The organism is Stappia taiwanensis (assembly GCF_014635285.1).
GTDB classification, from domain to species: Bacteria; Pseudomonadota; Alphaproteobacteria; order Rhizobiales; family Stappiaceae; genus Stappia; species Stappia taiwanensis.
Genome location: NZ_BMCR01000003.1, coordinates 408726 through 427538 on the forward strand (window position 1 = coordinate 408726; position 18813 = coordinate 427538).

The window sequence follows — 18813 nt, forward strand, 5'->3', positions numbered from 1 at the left end:
CTGAGCGGTCCACCCCGGACCGGGTTCAGCGCACCAGCGGCCGGATCTCGCGCACGATCGAGGGCAGCATCGGCTCCACCTCCTTCGGCCGCATCCCCGGCTTGATCCGGCGGTGATACAGCATGTTGAGGATATACTTGTCGAAGACGGTGAACCGGCTGTGGCGCGAGCGGTCGTTGAACACCGAGTGGGCCAGGTCCGGATCGTCGTTCATGGGGCCAAGCCCCTGCAAAAGCTCTTCCACCAGGCAACGGCGGAACAGGAAGTTGCCCTCGTTGGAGACGATCACCGCCGTGGAGCGGGAAATCCCCCGGCGGTCCGAGGCAACGCGCACGAGGCAGCGGCCGGGCACATCGGCCTTCGGGTCCTTGTAGATATAGCGGCGGACCACGTCGTCATACTGGTCGCGGTCGACCACATAGACGATGAAATTGGCTTCTTCCGGCGCGGCAACGACCATGGTCGACAGGCCGTGGATGTCGCGTCCGATGGTCTTGATGAAGCCGTAGACCATCGGCCGGCGGTTCTTGCGCGCCAGGTTGTGAACGTAGAAGCGCACCGGGCCGACGTATTTCTTGACCAGATAGGGCTGCCAGCTCCACGAGCGGTACTCAAGTCCGAACACCGTCTTCATGAAACCGTTGACCAGCTCTTCTGTCGAAAACGTGTAGGGCGCGGCCCGGGCCTGCCCGGCCAGCGGCACGCTCGCCAGAAGAAAAGCGCAGGCAATCAGAGACATAAAAGGCGATTTGAAACGGCGCACGAGGAGCTTCCAGATGCCGGATCGGGTGGATCCGCGATGTTCGATGGTGTGACAATACTCAATCCCCCGCAAATGCGGAACGATGAACTGTCTCGATCACGAAACAGCCCGTCGCCCGCATCTATTTCAGATGCGGGAACAATTCCTTAAATCTCGACCCTTATACCCTTGCTGGAGATGCCGCACAGCCCACAGACACGACATGTGGAGACGAATATCGAGATGATGGCCACCAAACGAGCTTTCCGGGCGGAGCGCCTGCTGCAGCAAACCCGCAACGACGGGGCGCCGGCAGCCGCCATGGACGATCGCCATCATCAGGAGCTGATGTCGGAGATCGCCTCGATCAAGGAATTGATTCGCCCCAGCGAAGAGGTGGGCGAGCATGTTCTGGCCCAGTTCAAGGCGGAGCTCGGCGAAGCCGTCAAGCTCAAGGCGGAGCTGGATTCGATCTACGAGGCGATTGCCAAGACCAAGCGGGAAATCGCCACGCTGCACAACACCACCGGCGCCCAAAGCCAGGACATGGTGCGGGTCACCAATGAGCTGGATGCGGTGGTGATGGGCACGGAAGGGGCCACCGAGGGCATTCTGTCCGCCGCCGAATTCATCGACGAGACCGCCAACACCCTGGGCGCCCGCCTGTCGGGGCAGGACGCGGAACTGGCCGGCGATATCCAGGACCGGGTGGTCAAGATCTTCGAGGCCTGCAATTTCCAGGATCTGACCGGCCAGCGCATCACCAAGGTGATCGGCACGCTGCGCTTCGTCGAGGACCGGATCATCCGCATGATGGAAATCTGGGGCGGGATCGAGAGCTTCAAGAGCATCGAGCCGGAGCAACAGCCGCCGAAGGCCGGCGACGCGGCGCTGCTGCACGGGCCGGCGCTGGAGGCCGACGAGGGCGTTGCCAGCCAGGACGATATCGACGCGCTGTTCGCCTGATCGCGGCGCGGGCCGCTCGTTTTTTCTCAGATCCGCAAGGGAACCGGTTCCGCTTTCCTGCGGATCGGCTATTATGAACAAACAAGGAACATTTGTGCGCGCAGGTCGGGAAGGGCTGGTGAATGTCGGAATTGCCTGAGGGGATCATTGCTGGAGAGGACGGCGAGCCGCGCTGTTGGTGGCACGGCAATCTGCCGGACTATCTCGCCTATCACGATACCGAATGGGGCCGCCCGGTCGCGGACGACCGGCGCCTGTTCGAGAAGATCTGTCTCGAAGGGTTTCAGTCGGGCCTCTCCTGGCTGACGATCCTGCGCAAGCGGGAGAATTTCCGCTCTGCCTTCAGTGGCTTCGATTTTAATGAGGTGGCGGAGTTCACCGACGCCGATGTCGAGCGCTGCGTGGCCGATGCCGGCATCGTCCGCCATCGCGGCAAGATCGTGTCGGTGATCAACAACGCCCGCCGGGCCCAGGAGCTGGTTGCTGAGAAGGGGTCGCTGGCCGCCTATTTCTGGAGCTGGGAGCCGGGCGCCGACGAGCGACCGGAACGGTGCGATCACGCCACCCTGTCCAAGCTTGGCAAGACGGAGGTGTCCACCGCCCTGTCGAAGGACCTGAAACGGCGCGGCTGGAGCTTCGTCGGACCGACCACCGTCTATGCCTTCATGCAGGCCATGGGCATGGTCAACGACCATCTGGAGGGGTGCTGCGTGCGGGCCGAGGTGGAGGCGGCGCGGGGCGCCTTCCTGCGGCCGACCTGAGGAGCTTCTTCGGGCAATTGCCTTTTTTGGTAGGGCGCAGCGTTGCGCGCGCCCGCTTCAACCGGTTAAATCACCGCGCGATAGGCGATGGGGCGGGCGACCGGCGACAGTGCGGTGGCCATGCGTCTTTTCGCTGAAAAAACAACAGGGACGCGGGTCTACGCGGACCCTTGGGGAGAAAACGATGAAACTCGCTCGATTCGCCGCCGGCCTGGCCGCAGGCCTGGCCATGACCGTTTCCGCCGCGCTGGCCGAACAGACCACCTTGCGGATCACCCTGCAGCTGCCGATGAAGAGCCATCTCGGCCAGAACCTTCTGGTGTTCAAGGAGAAGGTCGAGGCGGCGTCCAACGGCGAGGTCGCCGTCGAGATCTATGATTCGGCGCAGCTCTACAAGGACAAGGAAGTCCCGCAGGCGGTCGGCTCCGGCGCCATCGAAATGGGAGTCGTCTCGCTCACCCGCTATGTCGGCGACGTGCCGGCGGTGGATCTGTTCTACATGCCGTTCCTGCTCAACAGCGAGGAGCTGGTGCGCAAGGCCGTGGCCCCGGGCAGCCCCGTGCGCGGGCCGCTGGACGAGGCGATTCTCGACACCGGCAGCCGCGTGTTGTGGTGGCAGGCCTATGGCGGCTCCGTGCTTCTGTCCAATGGCGGCCCGATCAAGACCCCGGCCGATCTTGCCGGCAAGAAGGTGCGCGTCTTCGGCAAGACCCTGGGCGAATGGGTCAAGGCCGCGGGCGGCGCGCCGACGCTGATTTCCGGCTCCGAGCAGTACATCGCCTACCAGCGCGGCACCGTCGACATCGGCATGACCGGCGTCTCCGGCGTCAAGAGTCGCCGTCTTTGGGAGGTGATGGACACCATCACCCTGACCAACAACGCCGATGTGGAATTCGTCGTCGTGGTCAACGAGGACTTCTGGAAAGGCCTGCCCGAGCAGCATCGCGCCTGGATCAACGAAGCCGCGCTGGCCGCGGAAAAGGACGTGCGCGACAAGATGTCGACCATCGAGGCGGAGGCCATCAAGATGGCGGCCGACAACGGCATGACCATCTACACCCCGACCGCCGAGGAAATCGCGGTGTGGAAGGCGTCCGCGCAGCCGGTCTATGACCAGTTCGCCGCCGATGCGGGCGAGCTTGGCCAGAAGGTCCTCGACGCGGCCCGCTCCTTCCAGAACTGAGCCGTCTTTAAAGTACATGCAACCGCCGGAACGGGCCTCCCGTTCCGGCACTTTTCATGGAATGCCCGATGACCCGACTGGTCGACCGCCTGTCGGCCCTTGCCGGTACTTTTGCCGGCTGGGCCTATTTCGTCACCGCGCTGATGCTCGGATACGAGGTTTTCATGCGCTACCTGTTCGTCGCGCCGACGATCTGGGCGGAGGAGCTGTCGCGCCTGCTCTTGGTCTGGGCCACCTTCGCCGGCGCCGCGCTGCTGCTGCACCGGCGCCAGCACATCACCATCACGCTCTTGACCGACCGTCTGTCGCCCCGCGCCCGGCAGATGCAGGAAATCATCGCCCTCTTGTTCATCGCCGCGCTTGGGGGCGTCATCGTCTACCTTGGCGGCGGCATCGCCCTGCATTCCTTCGAGCGGGCGCGAACCACCGGCTCGATGCTCGATCTTCCGGCCTGGTGGGCGGAAGCCGCCCTGCCGCTCTGTTTCTCCCTTCTCGCGATCCAGGCGCTGATCGAGGCGGTGCGCGTCGCGCTCAACGGCGTCAACGATCGCCCGGCCGCCCCCCGCGTGGAGCATTGACGGACAGCCATGACCACAGTCTTCATTCTCGCCGGCCTGTTCTCGCTGCTTCTGGCCGGTATTCCGGTGGCCTTCGCCCTCGCCGGGCTGGGCTTTCTCCTCCTGGCGCTGGGCGGGTTCTCGCCGTTGATGGTGCCGCAGGGGCTGTTGTCCGCCGCCGACAGTTTCGTGCTGATCTCCGTGCCGCTGTTCCTGCTGATGTCCAATGTCCTCCTGAAGGGCGGGGTGGGGCGGGACCTGTTCGCCGCCGTTCAGGCCTGGGTCGGCCATTGGCCGGGCGGTCTCGCGGTGGCGACGATCCTGTCCTGCGGTATCTTCGCGGCGATCTCCGGCTCCTCCGTCGCCACCGCCGCGACCATCGGCACGGTGGCCATCCCGGAGATGACCGAGCGCGGCTATCCGCGCCGCTTCGTGCTGGGCCTGCTGGCCGCCGGCGGCACGCTCGGCATTCTCATTCCGCCGTCGATCCCGATGATCGTCTACGGGGTGATCACCGAGGAATCGATCATCGCGCTGTTCCTTGCCGGCGTCGGTCCGGGGCTGTTGCTGATGGGCCTGTTCATTCTCTGGTCGATGCTCTACGCGCGTTTTGCCAGCGACTATCGCCCGAGCCCGCGCGCGGGCTGGGACGAGCGCTTCAGCACGCTTTTGCGCGCGCTGCCGACCATCCTGCTCGCCGCGCTGGTGATCCTGGGCATCTACGGCGGCGTCTTCACCCCCACCGAGGCGGCCGCGGTCGGGTTCCTCGGGGCTCTGGTGGTCGTCGGCCTGCTGCTGCGCACCCTCGACTGGCCGAAGTTCAAGGAAGCGGTGATGGAGGCGATGACCACCTCCGTTGCCATCCTCTTGATCGTCGCCGGCGCCAAGGTGTTCGGCAAGGCGATCACCCTCTACCGGATCCCGCAGGACATCTCCATGGCCCTGTCGGAGCATATTTCCACCGCCGGCGTGTTCGTCGCCGTGGTGGCCCTGGTGCTCCTGGTGATGGGCCTCTTCCTGGAATCCCTGTCGATGATGCTGATCATGGTGCCGGTTCTGGCCGGTGCGCTGACGGCGCTCGGGCTCGATCCGGTCTGGTTCGGCGTGTTCTTCGTCATCATGGTCGAATGCGCGCTGATCACCCCGCCGGTGGGGCTCAACCTCTATGTGATCCAGGCGGTGGGGAAGGCCAGCATGGGCGAGGTCTCCGCCGGTGTCTGGCCGTTCCTGGCGATCATGCTGTCGAGCGTTCTCATCATCTTCTGGTGGCCGGATCTGGTGCTCTATCTGCCGTTCAAGTTCTAGGCCGCTGGCCAAACCCGTTTGAAAGGTTCTCCGCGATGACCTCTCCCGCCGCGCGCCTGCGCGCCCATCTCACCGACACGCCGCTGACGGTGATGCCCTGCTGCTTCGACGGGCTGTCGGCCAAGCTGATCGGCGATGCCGGCTTTCCGGTCACCTTCATGTCCGGCTTTGCCGTCTCCGCCGCCCGTCTCGGTGCGCCGGATACCGGCCTGATCTCCTATGGCGAGATGGTCGATCAGGGGCGCAATGTCTGCGCCGCCACCCCCTCGCTGGTGATCGGCGATGGCGACACCGGCTATGGCAATGCACTCAACGTCAAGCGCACGGTGAAGGGCTATGCCCAGGCCGGCTTTGCCGCGATCATGATCGAGGACCAGCTTGCGCCCAAGCGCTGCGGCCACACCCGGGGCAAGCTGGTGGTGGACCGGGTGCAGGCGGTCGACCGGATCAAGGCGGCGGTCGATGCGCGCGAGGACGGCGCGGATATCCTGATCCTCGCCCGCACCGATGCTCGCCACGGACATGGGCTTGACGAGGCACTGGAGCGGGCGCGGCTGTTCCGCGAGGCCGGCGCCGATCTGCTCTTTGTCGAGGCGCCCCAGTCGGTGGAGGAAATGGAGACCGTGTGCCGCGAGGTGCCGGGCATCCACATGGCCAATCTGGTGGAGGGCGGGGCAACGCCGATGCTCTCCCATGCGGAGCTGGAACAGATCGGCTATCGGCTGGCCGCCTATCCGCTGACGCTTTTGTCGGCGGCCACCAAGGCGATGGTCTCGGCGTTGCAAGTGATGGCGGCGGGCGAGCATCCCGGTTCCGCGCTGCTCGATTTCGCCGAGCTGCGCCGGCATGTCGGCTTCGACGCCTATTACGCGGAAGAGGAAGCCTACGCCGACAAGCGGTCCTGAGCGACGCTTCGGGACCGGCGGGAGACGGGCGGCACGCTGGATGATCCAGATGGGCCGCCCTTGCGTAGCCTCATGCAAGGTTCGGAAAAACGCGCGGGTGCACGGCCTCCCGGTTCAGCCGCCCCGCGCATCCACTCCGCGTTTCGCGGAAGGTCCCATGCAGGATCGCCGGACCCGAGGCCGCTCTCGTCCCCCCGGAGCGGCCTCTTTTTCGTTCAGGTGACTTTTCAGGCGTTGCCGGGTGTCCGCTCGGTCCAGTCGGTGGCCGCGTCATAGGCCTTGGCGCAGGCCAGCAGCCCGAGATCGTCGCGCGGCCGGCCGATCAGCTGAAATCCGGTGGGCAGACCGCCAGGACCGAAGCCGGCGGGCAGGGCAATCGCCGGCAGCCCGAGAATGCTGACGCCGACAACCACCTCCATCCAGCGATGATAGGTATCCATCGTGCGACCGGCGATGGCTTTCGGCCAGTCGAGATCGACGTCGAAGGGAAAGACCTGCGCGCTCGGTGCGACGAGATAGTCATATTTGCCGAACAGCGACAGCACCGCCCGGTGCCAGGCGCTGCGGGTGAGCGAAGCTGCCTCGATGGCCTGCATGTCCAGCGCCCGGCCGCCCTCGATCTCCCAGATCGCTTCGGGCTTCAGGTGCTCGCGTTTTTGCGGGTCGTCATAGAGCTGGGCCAGCTTGGCGGCCACCCGCCACTGGCGAAGCGCCACCCAGGCCTGCCACAGCCGCTCCATGTCAAAGCCGGTGCCGGTCTCTTCCACATGGGCGCCGAGCCCGGCGAGGACGTCGAGCGCCTTGCGGTTGAGATCGAGGATGCCGTCCTCGAACGGCAGATACCCGCCGAAATCGCCGAGCCAGCCGATCCGCAGGCCCTTGACGCTGCTGCGTAGCTCCCCGGCGAACTCCTGCCCGTCGCCGTCGAGCGATTGCGGCGCGCGTGGATCGTAGCCCGCCTGCACAGCAAGCAACATCGCCAGATCACCCACCGAGCGGGCCATCGGTCCGTCGGTCGCCATCGTATCCATGAACAGCTCGGGGCCGGGACCGCCGGGCACCCGCCCGTAGCTGGGGCGAAAGCCGATCACGTTGGTGAAGGCGGCGGGATTGCGCAAGGAGCCCATCATGTCGCTGCCATCGGCCACCGGCACCAGCCGGGCGGCAAGTGCCGCCGCAGCGCCGCCGCTCGATCCGCCGGCGCTGCGGCTAAGATCGTAGGGGTTGCGGGTGGGGCCGAACAGCGGATTGTAGGTGTGCGAGCCGAGGCCGAATTCCGGTGTGTTGGTCTTGCCGATGAAGATGGCACCGGCGGCGCGGATGCGCGCCGCGTGAATGCTGTCCTCATCGGGTTTGAAACGGGCGAACAGCGGCGAGCCCATGCTGGTCACGAGCCCGGCGGTCATCGACAGGTCCTTCACCGCATGGGGAAAGCCGTGCATCCAGCCGCGCGACAGACCGCGCGCCAGCTCCTGATCCCGGGCTTCCGCCTCGGCGAGAAGCTCTTCGGCCGGGCGCAGCGAGACGATGGCATTGATCGCCGGGTTCTGCGCGTCGATGCGGGACAAAAACGCCGCCATCACCTCCCGGCAGGAAAGCTGGCGGGCGTGAATGGCCGTGGACAGCTCCCGGGCGGAAAGGGTGGTCGGATCGCTCATGCTCTATCCGCCGACCTTGGCGCTCAGCGGGTCGTACAGCGGATTGGCGGTGCCGAACACATAGTCGAGCGTGGTGACGCTGACATGCGGCGCCCCGTGCTCGCGCAGCAGGCTGGCGCAGTCGGCGGCGTGCTCGGCCGGGCAGTGCAGCAGGAGCGGCTGGCCCACCTGGGTGCCGAAGGGCGCGACGCAGCCATACTGCTCGGCGGCGCTGCGGGCGGTGAACTCCGGTGCGGCGACCAGCGCGCGGATCTCGCGCACGCCGCGGGCGCGCTCTTCCGCCGCGATCCGGTCGAGGATCGCCCGGGCCGAGGCCAGCGCCTCTGGCGACCAGGTGGCGGCGAGCGAGGCAACCAGATGCGCTTCGCTCTTCAGGATCACGCCGTCGTCCAGTACCTTCAGGTCGTTGGCGGTCAGGGTCGAGCCGGTGCTGGTGATGTCGACGATCAGCTCGGCGGTTCCGGCCGCCGGGGCGCCTTCGGTGGCGCCGGCGCTCTCAACGATGCGGTAGTCGGCGATGCCGTGGGCGGCGAAGAAGCCCCGGGTCAGCGCAACGTATTTGGTCGCAACCCGCATGCGCCGGCCATGCCTTGCGCGGAACGCGGAGGCGACATCGGCAAGATCGGCCATGGTGTTGACGTCGATCCACGACGCGGGCGCGGCGACCACCACATTGGCGTGGCCGAAGCCGAGCGGGGTGACGATATGCACCGCCGTGTCCGGCTTGGCGATGGTCTCATGCACCAGATCCAGCCCGGTGACGCCGAGATGGGCGGTGCCGGCGGCCAGTTCGCGGGCGATTTCCGAGGCGGAGAGGAAGGCGATTTCCACGCCGTCGAAGCCGGCCAGCCGGCCCCGGTAGTTGCGCGCGCCGCCGGGCTGGCGCACGGACAGCCCCGCCCGGGCGAAGAAGGCGTGGGTGTTGTCCTGCAGGCGGCCCTTGGAGGGAATGGCGATGATCAAACCGGTCATGACATCCTCAAAGACGGTCGAGCCAGATGGAAAAGCCGGTGGCCGGAACATGCGCGCCGGCACCGAGAAGGGCGAGGAGCTTGTCGTAGCGCCCGCCGCCGATCAACTGGCCCGCCTCGGGGTTGGACCGTGAGTGTATTTCAAAGACAAAGCCGGTGTAATAGTCGAGACGCCGGCCGAAGTCGGCGGAAAATCGCAAGCCATCCAGCGCGATCCCGCGGGCGTCGAGCGCCGCCAGCCGGTCGCGGAAGCGGGCGAGCGGGGCGGCAAGGTCGAGGCCGGTGTCGGCGGCGAACCGCTCCAGCGCGGCAAGCGCCTCTTCCGGCGTGCCGGAGATGTCGAGGAAGCGCGACAGAACATCCGCCGCCCGGTCGGTGGTGACGTCGTGGCTGGCGAGTGCCGCCTGTTCCAGCATCCGTTCGGCGATGTCCTCGGTGCTCCGCCCGCCGATGGGGCGCAGGCCGGTCAGCGCCAGCAGCTCGGCCACGGCGCCGCGCGCCGCCTCCGGGTCAAGCCCGTCCAGCGCTCGGGCCAGCGCCGGGGCGGCGGGGGCGGTGTCGTGGGCGCCGCCGCGCATCCGTTCGATCGCCTGATCGAGTTCGGCCCGCTCGCCGAACAGGTCGCCAAGCCGGCGATGCCAGGCGGCCGGCAGGCCGAGCCCGTCGAGCACCGCCCGGAACAGCGCCTCGTCGCCGATCTGGATCATCGGATCGGCAACACCGAGACGGTCCAGCGCGGTCAGGGCGAGGGCGAAGATATCCGCGTCCGCCGTTTCCAGATCCGTGCGCCCGAGGCATTCCACCCCGGCCTGCAGGAACTCGCCGGTGCCCTCGGGCCGCTGGCGGAACACCTTGCCGCAATAGCTGTAGCGCCCGGCGCGGGCCGGATCGCCATCGGAAATATGCTGGCGGCAGACCGGAATGGTGTAGTCCGGGCGCAGGCACAGCTCCTCGCCGGCCTGGTCGGCGGACAGATACATGCGCCCGCGAATGTCCTCGCCGATCAGGTCGAGAAACACCCGCGAGGGCTGCAGGATCGCCGGTTCGACCGGGGTGTAGTCGGTCTGCGCGAACAGTTTGCGCAGCCCGTCGGTGCGGGTCCGGGTCTCGCTCATTCGCCGCTCTCCGATGCCTTGTCGCGATCCTCCGCCTGGGCGGTCAGCATCCGCGTCACCGCCGCGACGATGTCGCCCTCGGCCACGGTTTCCTGTGCCGGACGGCTTTCGCGCCAGGTGACATTGTCGGTGATCTCGCCGGACAGCCGCTTGCCCTCGATCAGGTCCTTGATCTGCACCACGCCCTGTTCGCGCTCGTCCGAGCCCTGGATGATCGCCAGCGGACAGCCGCGCCGGTCGGCGTATTTGAGCTGGTTGCCGAACTTCTTCCAGTTGCCCTGGTACATTTCGGCGCGAATGCCGGCGGCGCGCAAGGTCTGGGTCATCTTCTGGTAGCGGCCGAGCGCTTCAAGGCCGCCGTCCATCACGGTGACCAGCACCGGCGCCAGCACCTCCTCGCGGCCCAGCTTGCCGAGGTTCTTCAGCGCGGTCATCAGCCGCGACACGCCGATGGAAAAGCCGGTGGCCGGAACGTCACGGCCGGTGAAGCGCTTGACCAGCCCGTCATAGCGGCCACCGCCACCGACCGAGCCGAACTGCACCACTTCGCCCTTTTCATTGGTGACGGGGAACAGCAGCTCCGCCTCGTAGACCGGGCCGGTGTAATATTCGAGGCCGCGCACCACGGACGGGTCGATCTTGATCCGGTCCGCGCCGTAGTCGCAGGCGGTGAAGATCTCCGCCATCTGGTCGAGTTCAGCCTGGCCCTCGGTGTCGAGCCGGGTCGTGCCCGCCATATAGCCGAGGATCAGGTCGATTGCGTCCGCGCCCAGCTCCGCGCCCTTGGTGAAGTCGCCGCTTTCGTCCTTGCGGCCTTCGCCGAGCAGCAGGCGCACGCCTTCGGGGCCGAACTTGTCGAGCTTGTCGATGGCCCGGAGCACGGTCAGTCGCCGTTCGGCATTCTCCTCGCCGCCCAGGCCGATGGCCTCCATCACCCCGTCGAGCACCTTGCGGTTGTTGACGCGGATGACATAGGAGCCGCGGGGGATGCCGAGCGCTTCCATGGTGTCGGCCATCATCATGCACATTTCCGCATCCGCCTGGACGCCGGGGGCGCCGATGGTGTCGGCGTCGAACTGCATGAACTGGCGGAACCGGCCGGGGCCGGGCTTTTCGTTGCGGAACACCCAGCCAGCCCGGTAGGTGCGGTAGGGCAGCTGGATCTCGTTGATGTTCTCCGCCACATGCCGGGCCAGCGGCGCGGTCAGGTCGTAACGCAGGGACATCCACTGCTCGTCGTCGTCCTGCACGGAGAAGACGCCGGCATTGGGCCGGTCGGTGTCGGGCAGGAACTTGCCGAGGCAGTCGGTGTATTCGAAGGCCGGGGTCTCGACCGGATCGAAGCCATAATGCTCATAGACCGCCCGGATCTTCGCCAGCATCGCGTCGCTGGCGCGAATATCGGCGGCGGAGCGGTCGACAAAGCCACGCGGCAGGCGGGCCTTGAGCTTGAACGTCTTGGGTTTGGCCATCGGATTTCCGGAAGATGCGGCATAGCGCGAAAGAATTGCGGGACAGGCCGGTTTCCTAGACGAAACAGCCGTTAAGGGCAAGGCGGGGGCGGAGCTTGCTGCCCGGGGCCTTCCCCCGCGACGCCTCGGCACTTGCAATGCGGGGCGTTCCGACTATGGTCCCCCGCGTCTTCGCGGCCGCAGGATCCGCCGCCGCGTTTTGAAGTTTTGCTGGAGACACCATGCCGGGCGACGGCGCTTCACCCTCTGAACTGGCCGCATCCGTGGCACCGCGCACCGCGACGCCTGCCGCCGCGACGACGACTGCCGCGACCTTGGCCCCTGCGACCTTGTCCATAGTGCTGCCCACCTTCAACGAGCGCGACAACGTGCCGGTGCTGGTGGAGCGGCTCGACAAGGTGCTGGTCGGCGTGGCCTGGGAAGTGATCGTCGTCGACGACAATTCCCCCGACGGCACGGCGGATGCGGCGCGGGCGCTGGCGGCGCGCGATCCGCGCGTGCGGGTCATCCGCCGGGTGGGGCGGCGCGGGCTCTCCGGCGCCTGCATCGAGGGCATGCTGGCCTCTTCCGCCGATTTCGTCGCGGTGATGGATGCCGATCTTCAGCACGATGAGACCCTGTTGCCGAAGATGCTGGCGACGCTTTCCGCCGACGAGGCCGATCTGGTGGTGGCCAGCCGCCATGTGGAAGGCGGTGCGGTCGGCAACGGGCTCTCCTCGGTGCGCGCCTCCGGGTCGGGCCTTGCCAACACGCTGGCGCGCCGGCTCTTGCAGGTGGACCTGAGCGACCCGATGAGCGGGTTCTTCATGATCCGCCGGCGGGAAGTGGAGCGGCTGGCGCCGAGGCTGTCGGCGCAAGGCTTCAAGATCCTGCTCGATATCGCCGCCAGCGCGCGCGGCGAGTTGCGCATCGCCGAACTTCCCTATGTGTTCCGCGAAAGGCTGCACGGGCAAAGCAAGCTCGACACCCTTGTCGCCCTCGATTTCCTGGGTCTGCTCTTGTCCAAGCTTGTCGGCGATTTCGTTTCCGTCCGCTTCCTGATGTTCATGATGGTCGGCGCCTCCGGTGTGGTGGTGCACATGCTGGCGCTGTTCGGCGGGCTGGAATTGCTCGGTCTTGAGTTCCAGAGCGCGCAGACGGCGGCGACCTTCGTGGCGATGACCACGAATTTCTACCTCAACAACCGGCTGACCTACCGCGACCGGCGGCTGAAGGGCTGGCGCGCCTTGCGCGGGCTGCTCAGCTTCTATCTGGTGTGCAGCTTCGGCGTCATCGCCAATGTGGGCGTGGCCACGCTGGTCTATGAGGAAAACGCCGGACGGCTGATGACCGGCATTGCCGGTGCCGCCGGCGCGGTGATGGGCGCGGTCTGGAACTACGCCGCCAGCTCCGTGCTGACCTGGCGCAAGGCCTGAGCCGATGTCGGGCGCGCGCATGCCGGGCCGGGACGGTGAGACGCAGAGCGCCGGGATCGGGGGCGCGGATGTGCCGCGCTGGCTGAGGCCCGGACCGCTCGTCGCTCTGGTTGTCGTCCTGACGCTGCTGCGGCTTGTGGTCGCCGCCTCCTCCGGTCTTGCCGAGGACGAGGCCTATTACCGGCTCTGGGGTCTTCATCCCGCGACCGGCTATTACGATCATCCGCCGATGATCGGTTGGTGGATCTGGCTTGGCCAATGGCTTGCCGGCGACACCGCTCTTGGCATCCGTATCATCGGCGTTCTGTCCGGTGCGCTCGGCTCGCTGGCGCTGTGGCGCACGGCGGCGCTGTTGTTCGGCCGCACCACCGCCGGCTGGACGGTGCTCCTCTTCAACGCAACGCTCTTGATCGGCATCGGCAGTCTGATTGCCACGCCCGATGCGCCGTCCGTGCTGTTCTGGGGCCTGACCATCTGGGCGCTGGCGGAGCTGACGAAGGGCCGCAATGCCAACTGGTGGCTGGCGGTCGGGCTTTTCGCCGGGCTCGGCCTTGCCTCGAAATATTCGGTGCTGTTTCTCGGCGCGGGCATCGTGCTCTGGCTGCTTCTGGTGCCCGACGCGCGCCGCTGGTGGCGGTCCTGGCAGCTCTGGGCCGGCGGTGCGTTGGCGCTTCTGATCGTCCTGCCGGTGGTGCTGTGGAACGCCGATCACCAATGGGCGTCCTTCTACAAGCAGTTCGGCCGGGCCGTGCCCCATGGCTGGACGCTGAAATACCTGCTGGAGTTCATAGGCGCGCTGGCCGGGCTGCTCAACCCGCTGATCGCGGTGCTGGCGGTGATCGGTGCGGCGCGGATGATCCGTGGCACCTTGAAGGGGGAGGCGGCGGCCGGCTTGCTGATCTGGACCAGCCTGCCGTTCCTTGCTTATCTCGTCTTCCATAGCTTTCATGCCCGGGTGCAGGGCAACTGGCCGGCGCCGCTGTTCCCGGCGCTGGTGATGATGGCGGCAGTGGTCGCGAGCGCACCGCCGCAGCGCCTTGCCCGGCTGTGGCGCGGCTGTGCCGTGATCGCCGTGCCGCTTGGTCTGGCGGTGTCGCTGGTCGTCTATGTCCATGCGGTGAGCCCGCTGACCGGCACGCTGGCGCGCAAGGACCCGACCTTCCAGACCCGTGGTTGGCCGGAGATCGGCGCCGCTCTGACCGATCTGGCTGGGCGGCACGACGCGCGCTGGATCGCCACACAGGCCTATGGCCTCAACGGGCAGCTTGCCTTTACCCTGCGCGGCGTCTTGCCGGTGGAGCAGGTTACCGAGCGCATCCGCTATGTGATGCAGCCGGATCTGGCTTCCGAAACCGCCCGTCGGCCGGCGCTGTTTGTTGCCGAGGCGCGGCGCGATCCGGGGGCGGAGGCGCTCGCAGCGCGCTTTGGCAAGGTCGAGCGGGTGGCCGAGCTGGTCCGCTCCGTTTCCGGTGTGCCGCTGGAAACGCTGGTGGTCTACCGCGTGGCCGAGCCGTCCGGCGACCCGCGCGATCCGGTTTACCCTTTACCCTGATTGGGGTTCTGACAGGGCGTGACCGTCTGGTCTAAGCGGGTATAAAGGGGAACCTGTTGTTTTCGTTCCGCCCGCTTCGCCCTGAAAGACCTTTTTGATGCGACGTATCCTGCTGACCGCGCCGGACTATGGGCTTGCCTTCGGCGTTGACCGCGCGCAGCGCGAGCTCGTTGCCGCCGGGCTTTTGTCCGCCGTCGGCTGCATGGTGGTGTCCGATCTGTGGACCCGCGAATACCTGCCCTTGCGCGATACGGTCGATGCCGCGCGCCATGAAACGCGTGTCGGGCTGACGGTCACCCTGTGCGGACCGCATGCGCCCCTGTCGGGGGCGGCGCGAGAGCGGTTCGGCGAGACCTTTCCCGGTCCCTTCTGGTGGCGCTGGCGCAGCGCGCTGCGGCTCTTGCCCGAGGAGGTGCTGGCGGCGGAGGTCGATGCCCAGTTCCACCGCTTTGAGGACTACTACCAGCGCCCGGCGGATTTCGTGCATGTCGGCGATGATCTGATGGCAGTGCCGCGCGTCGCCCAGGTGGTGCTGCGGCAGGCGAGCCAGCGCGCCATGCCGCCGCAGGTGATTGCGCCTGGCAAGGGGCGCCGGGGGTTGCGCGCGCTGCACCGTGCGGCGGAAGCGCTCGGCCTGGAGGTGCGTCCGCGCGGGCCGGGCTTTCCCTTTCCCGGCGCCCAGGCCGATTTGCGGGCGCATGTCTGGCGCGGGTTGAACGGGGTGCCGGATGGGGCGGTGGTGATGTGCCAGCCAGGGGAGGCCGATGATCGCCTGCGCCGCAGCGAGCCGCCGGTGGCTCAGGCCGCGCGGGCGGAGCTGTTCGGTTTCCTGAAGAGCGAGGAGTTTTCGCTGCTCCTGGTGGAAAAGGACATCTTCCTCTATTGACGACATGGTCAAAAGGAGCGGGCCCATACGAAAACGGCCCCCCGCGGGGATGGGGAGCCGTTTTCGTATGGGCCGGTCGCGAGGTCAGGAAAGCGACCGGCTGTTGTCCTTGATATAGGGAGCTTCCGGCCGGACAACAGTGATGGGCATCACACAATCCGTTTTGTCGGAACGGAAACGACACTAAGCTGTTTTGGCTCCCGCCCAGGTGGCAGGCGGGAGCAGCGCGGCAGGCATGCTGGAGGGGCAGGGCCGGGGCGCCGCGCGAGGGCGGGCACACGAACGGGGCAGAATACAATGGTTGAGCTGCAAAGGTTTCTGGAGAACAGCTTCTCGCTGGAGGGGCTGTCGGGCGATCTGGCGTCCGGGCTGGCGGCTCTGGCGCGGCCGATGTCGGTCAAGCCCGGGGCGATCCTGTTTGAATCCGGCGATCCGGGCAACGGCTGCTATGCCATTCTGGAAGGCTCGCTCAAGGTCTCGATTGTCAGCGTCGAGGGGGACGAGCAGTTTCTCGCGGTGATGGGGCCGGGCAGCATCGTCGGCGAACTGGCGCTTCTGGACGGGCGGGCGCGTTCGGCCAATGTCACGGCGCTGAAGGCCTCGCGTCTGGCCTTCATCGACAAATATGCCTTCGAGCGCTTCGCCGATGCCAATCCGGCGGTCTACCGCCATATGCTGTCGATTGTCGGCAAGCGGTTGCGCCAGGCCAACGACGTGCTTGCCGCGCGCTCCTTCCTGCCGCTTCCCGGACGGGTGGCCCAGACCTTGTTGCAACTGGCCGAGACCTTCGGCAAGCCGGTGGAGAAAGACCGGATCCTCATTCACTACAAGCTTTCCCAATCGGACATCGCCAATATGGCTGGCGCGGCGCGGGAAAACGTCAGCCGGGTGCTGAATGACTGGAAGCGGGCGGGAACCATCAGCCGGATTTCCGGATATTACTGCCTGGAGAAGCCGGATCTTCTGAAACAGGCCTCGGCGCTCTAGCAGCGCGCGGCCTGCTGCGAGGCTTTCCCGGAACCGCCGTTTCCGCGACGTCGCGACGTCATTTTACGCAATTCGGGCATGAAAATTCTTTTGCGTGCATTGATCGAAGGATGCATCCGGAAATAGAAAATAGTCAGAAATCGCAGGGGGTTAAGCCGTCGGTAACAAGGTTGATCGTAGCAAGGATCAACCAGAGGGTGCCGATGGGCCAAATGCGAGGTTCGCCAGATGCGGTTTTCTGATCTTTCCATTCGCAACAAGCTTCTTCTCAGTGCCGGCGCACTGTTTCTCGTGTCCCTGCTTGGCGTGAGCCTCACCGGATCGGTGGTGATGACCTCCGCGACCCGGGATCTGGCGCATGAGCAAGCCCGCGCCCTGCTTGAGGCCTATGCCGAAGACGTGTCGGGCTCGGTGATCGAGCCGGTGACCGTTGCCAAGACCGCCGCCGCGACCGTGGAAGGGCTCATCCAGGGCGGCATGCGCGATCGCGACAGCCTTGGCGATCTGATGATCCGCACCGTGGAAGCCAATCCGGAACTGGTGGGCATGACGCTGGCCTTCGAGCCGAATGCGCTCGATGGCAAGGATGCGGAGTTCACCTCGCACAAGTATTCCGACGCCACCGGCCGCTTCGTGCCCTATTTCTTCTTCGGCCCCGACCGCACGGTGAAGGTCGAGCAGCTGGTGATGACCAAGGAGGCGGGCACCGAGGGCTGGTATGATGCGCCGGTGCGCAACAACCGTTCGTCGATCACCCCGCCTTACACCTATCCGCTGAACGGCAAGGACGTCCTGATGACCACGGTCAGCTGGGTGCTGCGCGAGGCCGGCAAGCCGGTTGGCATCGTCACCGCCGACATGGCCCTGACCGATATCGTCGAACGGATGTCCACGCACACTCCCTTCGGCGCCGGACGGGTTCGCCTCGTTGGCGGCGACAACCTGTGGGTCTCGACCGACGAGGCGGACAAGCTCGGCAAGCCCGTGGCCGATGCCAGCGTGCTGGAGCTGATCCGCCAGGCGGAGAGTGCCGGCTATGGCGAGAGCATCGACGACCGGTTCCAGGCGGCCGTGCCGGTTGCCTTCCCCGGGGTGGAGAACAAGTGGTACGTCACCGTCGACATTCCCTATGACGTGATGATGGCCGGCGCCATCAGCGCGCGCAACACCATGCTGGCGATCTCCGGCGGCTTGCTGGTGCTGGTCCTCGTTTTCGTCTGGTTCGGTGCCGGTGCGGTTGCCCGTCCGGTGGTGCGGCTCACCGAGGTGATGCGGCGTCTGGCCGATGGGGATACCTCGGTCGACACCTCGATCGGCGCGCGCAAGGACGAGATTGGCGACATGGCCGTTGCCGTCGAGACCTTCAGGGAAAACGCCATCGAGCGTCAGCGTCTTGAAGCGGCGCAAGGCGAGGAGACCAGCGCGCGGATTGCCCGTCAGGCCCGCACCGAGGCGCTGATCACCGATTTCCGCAGCAAGGTGCAGGAGCTGATCGGTACCGTCAGCCAGACCGCCAGCGGCCTTGGCGAGACCGCCCGCGAGTTGACCGAGACCGCGCGCGACAATGCCGAACGCTCGGTCGCGACCTCGCAGGCCAGCTCCGAGGCGACCGACAATGTGCAGACCGTCGCCAGCGCGGCGGAGGAGCTGAGCGCCTCCATCGCCGAGATCTCCCGCCAGGTCGGTCAGACCACCCAGGTGGTCGATCAGGCGACGCAGGGCACCCACGCGACCAACGAGAAGGTCGCCAGCCTTGCCCAGGCCGCCAACAAGATCGGCGAAGTGGTCAGCCTCATTCAGGCGATTGCCGAACAGACCAACTTGCTGGCCCTGAATGCCACCATCGAGGCGGCGCGGGCCGGCGAGGCCGGACGGGGCTTTGCCGTCGTCGCGGCGGAGGTGAAGGAACTGGCGACCCAGACCTCCAAGGCCACGGAAGAGATCGGCGCGCAGATTTCCTCGATCCAGGGATCGACCGGCGAGGCCGTGTCGGCGATTGGCGAGATCGCGCAGATCATGCAGGAGGTCAACGGCTACACCGCCTCGATTGCCAGCGCGGTGGAGCAGCAGGGCGCGGCAACGAGCGACATTTCCCGCAGCGTGCAGCAGGCGGCGCAAGGCACCGGCGCGGTGACCCGCCACATGGGCGAGCTTGCCCAGGCGGTGGAAAGCACCAGCATGGCGGCGGAAAACGTGCTGTCGGCCTCCGGCGCGATGAGCGACAACACCGATGCCCTGCGCAGCGAGATCGACCGCTTCCTGCAGGATGTGGCCGCCGCCTGACCGGCGCGGATCACAGGACAGAACCGAAAAGACGGCGGGGCAGGTCCCCGCCGTT

The 18813-nt window shown here is 66.6% G+C and carries 16 protein-coding genes; 11 read left to right on the plus strand and 5 right to left on the minus strand.

The window, feature by feature from the left end; all coding sequences use genetic code 11:
• Window positions 1-25 precede the first annotated feature (25 nt).
• On the minus strand, window positions 26-739 hold the full coding sequence (locus tag IEV83_RS09260) for a DUF2927 domain-containing protein (protein ID WP_181760268.1): 714 nt from the start codon (window positions 737-739) through the stop codon (window positions 26-28).
• A gap of 246 nt (window positions 740-985) precedes the next feature.
• Between IEV83_RS09260 and IEV83_RS09265 the strand changes: the two genes are divergently transcribed.
• The 6 genes from IEV83_RS09265 (at window position 986) to IEV83_RS09290 (ending at window position 6419) form a co-directional block, all read left to right on the plus strand.
• A complete protein-coding gene (locus IEV83_RS09265) occupies window positions 986-1708 on the plus strand; it encodes a protein phosphatase CheZ (protein ID WP_181760267.1) in 723 nt (240 codons plus the stop codon).
• Between the two features lie 122 nt (window positions 1709-1830).
• Window positions 1831-2469, plus strand: a complete 639-nt coding sequence (locus IEV83_RS09270) for a DNA-3-methyladenine glycosylase I (RefSeq protein WP_181760266.1) — start codon at window positions 1831-1833, stop codon at window positions 2467-2469.
• A 184-nt stretch (window positions 2470-2653) separates the two neighbouring features.
• On the plus strand, window positions 2654-3652 hold the full coding sequence (locus tag IEV83_RS09275) for a TRAP transporter substrate-binding protein (RefSeq protein WP_181760265.1): 999 nt from the start codon (window positions 2654-2656) through the stop codon (window positions 3650-3652).
• A gap of 68 nt (window positions 3653-3720) precedes the next feature.
• On the plus strand, window positions 3721-4230 hold the full coding sequence (locus tag IEV83_RS09280; RefSeq protein ID WP_181760264.1) for a TRAP transporter small permease: 510 nt from the start codon (window positions 3721-3723) through the stop codon (window positions 4228-4230).
• 9 nt (window positions 4231-4239) lie between these two features.
• The gene (locus tag IEV83_RS09285; protein ID WP_181760263.1) at window positions 4240-5514 is read left to right on the plus strand and encodes a TRAP transporter large permease; all 1275 of its coding nucleotides are present in this window, start codon (window positions 4240-4242) and stop codon (window positions 5512-5514) included.
• Window positions 5515-5549: 35 nt separating this feature from the next.
• On the plus strand, window positions 5550-6419 hold the full coding sequence (locus IEV83_RS09290) for an isocitrate lyase/PEP mutase family protein (RefSeq protein ID WP_181760262.1): 870 nt from the start codon (window positions 5550-5552) through the stop codon (window positions 6417-6419).
• A gap of 227 nt (window positions 6420-6646) precedes the next feature.
• Here IEV83_RS09290 and IEV83_RS09295 read toward each other — a convergent pair whose 3' ends face one another.
• Genes IEV83_RS09295 through hisS form a run of 4 tightly spaced genes read right to left on the minus strand, consistent with a single transcriptional unit; the run spans window position 6647 to window position 11635 of the window.
• Window positions 6647-8077, minus strand: a complete 1431-nt coding sequence (locus IEV83_RS09295) for an amidase (protein WP_181760261.1) — start codon at window positions 8075-8077, stop codon at window positions 6647-6649.
• 3 nt (window positions 8078-8080) lie between these two features.
• Window positions 8081-9049 (minus strand): ATP phosphoribosyltransferase, encoded by a 969-nt coding sequence (gene hisG, locus IEV83_RS09300; RefSeq protein WP_181760260.1) that lies wholly within the window; start codon window positions 9047-9049, stop codon window positions 8081-8083.
• Between the two features lie 7 nt (window positions 9050-9056).
• Window positions 9057-10163 (minus strand): ATP phosphoribosyltransferase regulatory subunit, encoded by a 1107-nt coding sequence (locus IEV83_RS09305; RefSeq protein ID WP_181760259.1) that lies wholly within the window; start codon window positions 10161-10163, stop codon window positions 9057-9059.
• Window positions 10160-11635, minus strand: a complete 1476-nt coding sequence (hisS, locus tag IEV83_RS09310; protein WP_181760258.1) for a histidine--tRNA ligase — start codon at window positions 11633-11635, stop codon at window positions 10160-10162. The genes IEV83_RS09305 and hisS overlap by 4 nt, the downstream gene beginning before the upstream one ends.
• Window positions 11636-11856: 221 nt before the next feature.
• Here hisS and IEV83_RS09315 point away from each other — a divergent pair, with 221 nt between their 5' ends.
• The 5 genes from IEV83_RS09315 to IEV83_RS09335 all read left to right on the plus strand — a co-directional run bounded on the left by IEV83_RS09315 (window position 11857) and on the right by IEV83_RS09335 (window position 18758).
• Window positions 11857-13050: a glycosyltransferase family 2 protein gene (locus tag IEV83_RS09315; protein WP_181760257.1), complete on the plus strand. Its 1194-nt coding sequence runs from the start codon at window positions 11857-11859 to the stop codon at window positions 13048-13050.
• A 4-nt stretch (window positions 13051-13054) separates the two neighbouring features.
• Complete coding sequence (locus IEV83_RS09320) at window positions 13055-14602, plus strand: glycosyltransferase family 39 protein (protein WP_209003064.1); 1548 nt, start codon at window positions 13055-13057, stop codon at window positions 14600-14602.
• A 97-nt stretch (window positions 14603-14699) separates the two neighbouring features.
• On the plus strand, window positions 14700-15488 hold the full coding sequence (locus IEV83_RS09325; protein ID WP_181760256.1) for a ChbG/HpnK family deacetylase: 789 nt from the start codon (window positions 14700-14702) through the stop codon (window positions 15486-15488).
• A gap of 297 nt (window positions 15489-15785) precedes the next feature.
• Window positions 15786-16475: a Crp/Fnr family transcriptional regulator gene (locus tag IEV83_RS09330; protein WP_181760255.1), complete on the plus strand. Its 690-nt coding sequence runs from the start codon at window positions 15786-15788 to the stop codon at window positions 16473-16475.
• Window positions 16476-16703: 228 nt separating this feature from the next.
• The gene (locus IEV83_RS09335) at window positions 16704-18758 is read left to right on the plus strand and encodes a methyl-accepting chemotaxis protein (RefSeq protein ID WP_181760254.1); all 2055 of its coding nucleotides are present in this window, start codon (window positions 16704-16706) and stop codon (window positions 18756-18758) included.
• The last annotated feature ends 55 nt before the right edge of the window (window positions 18759-18813 follow it).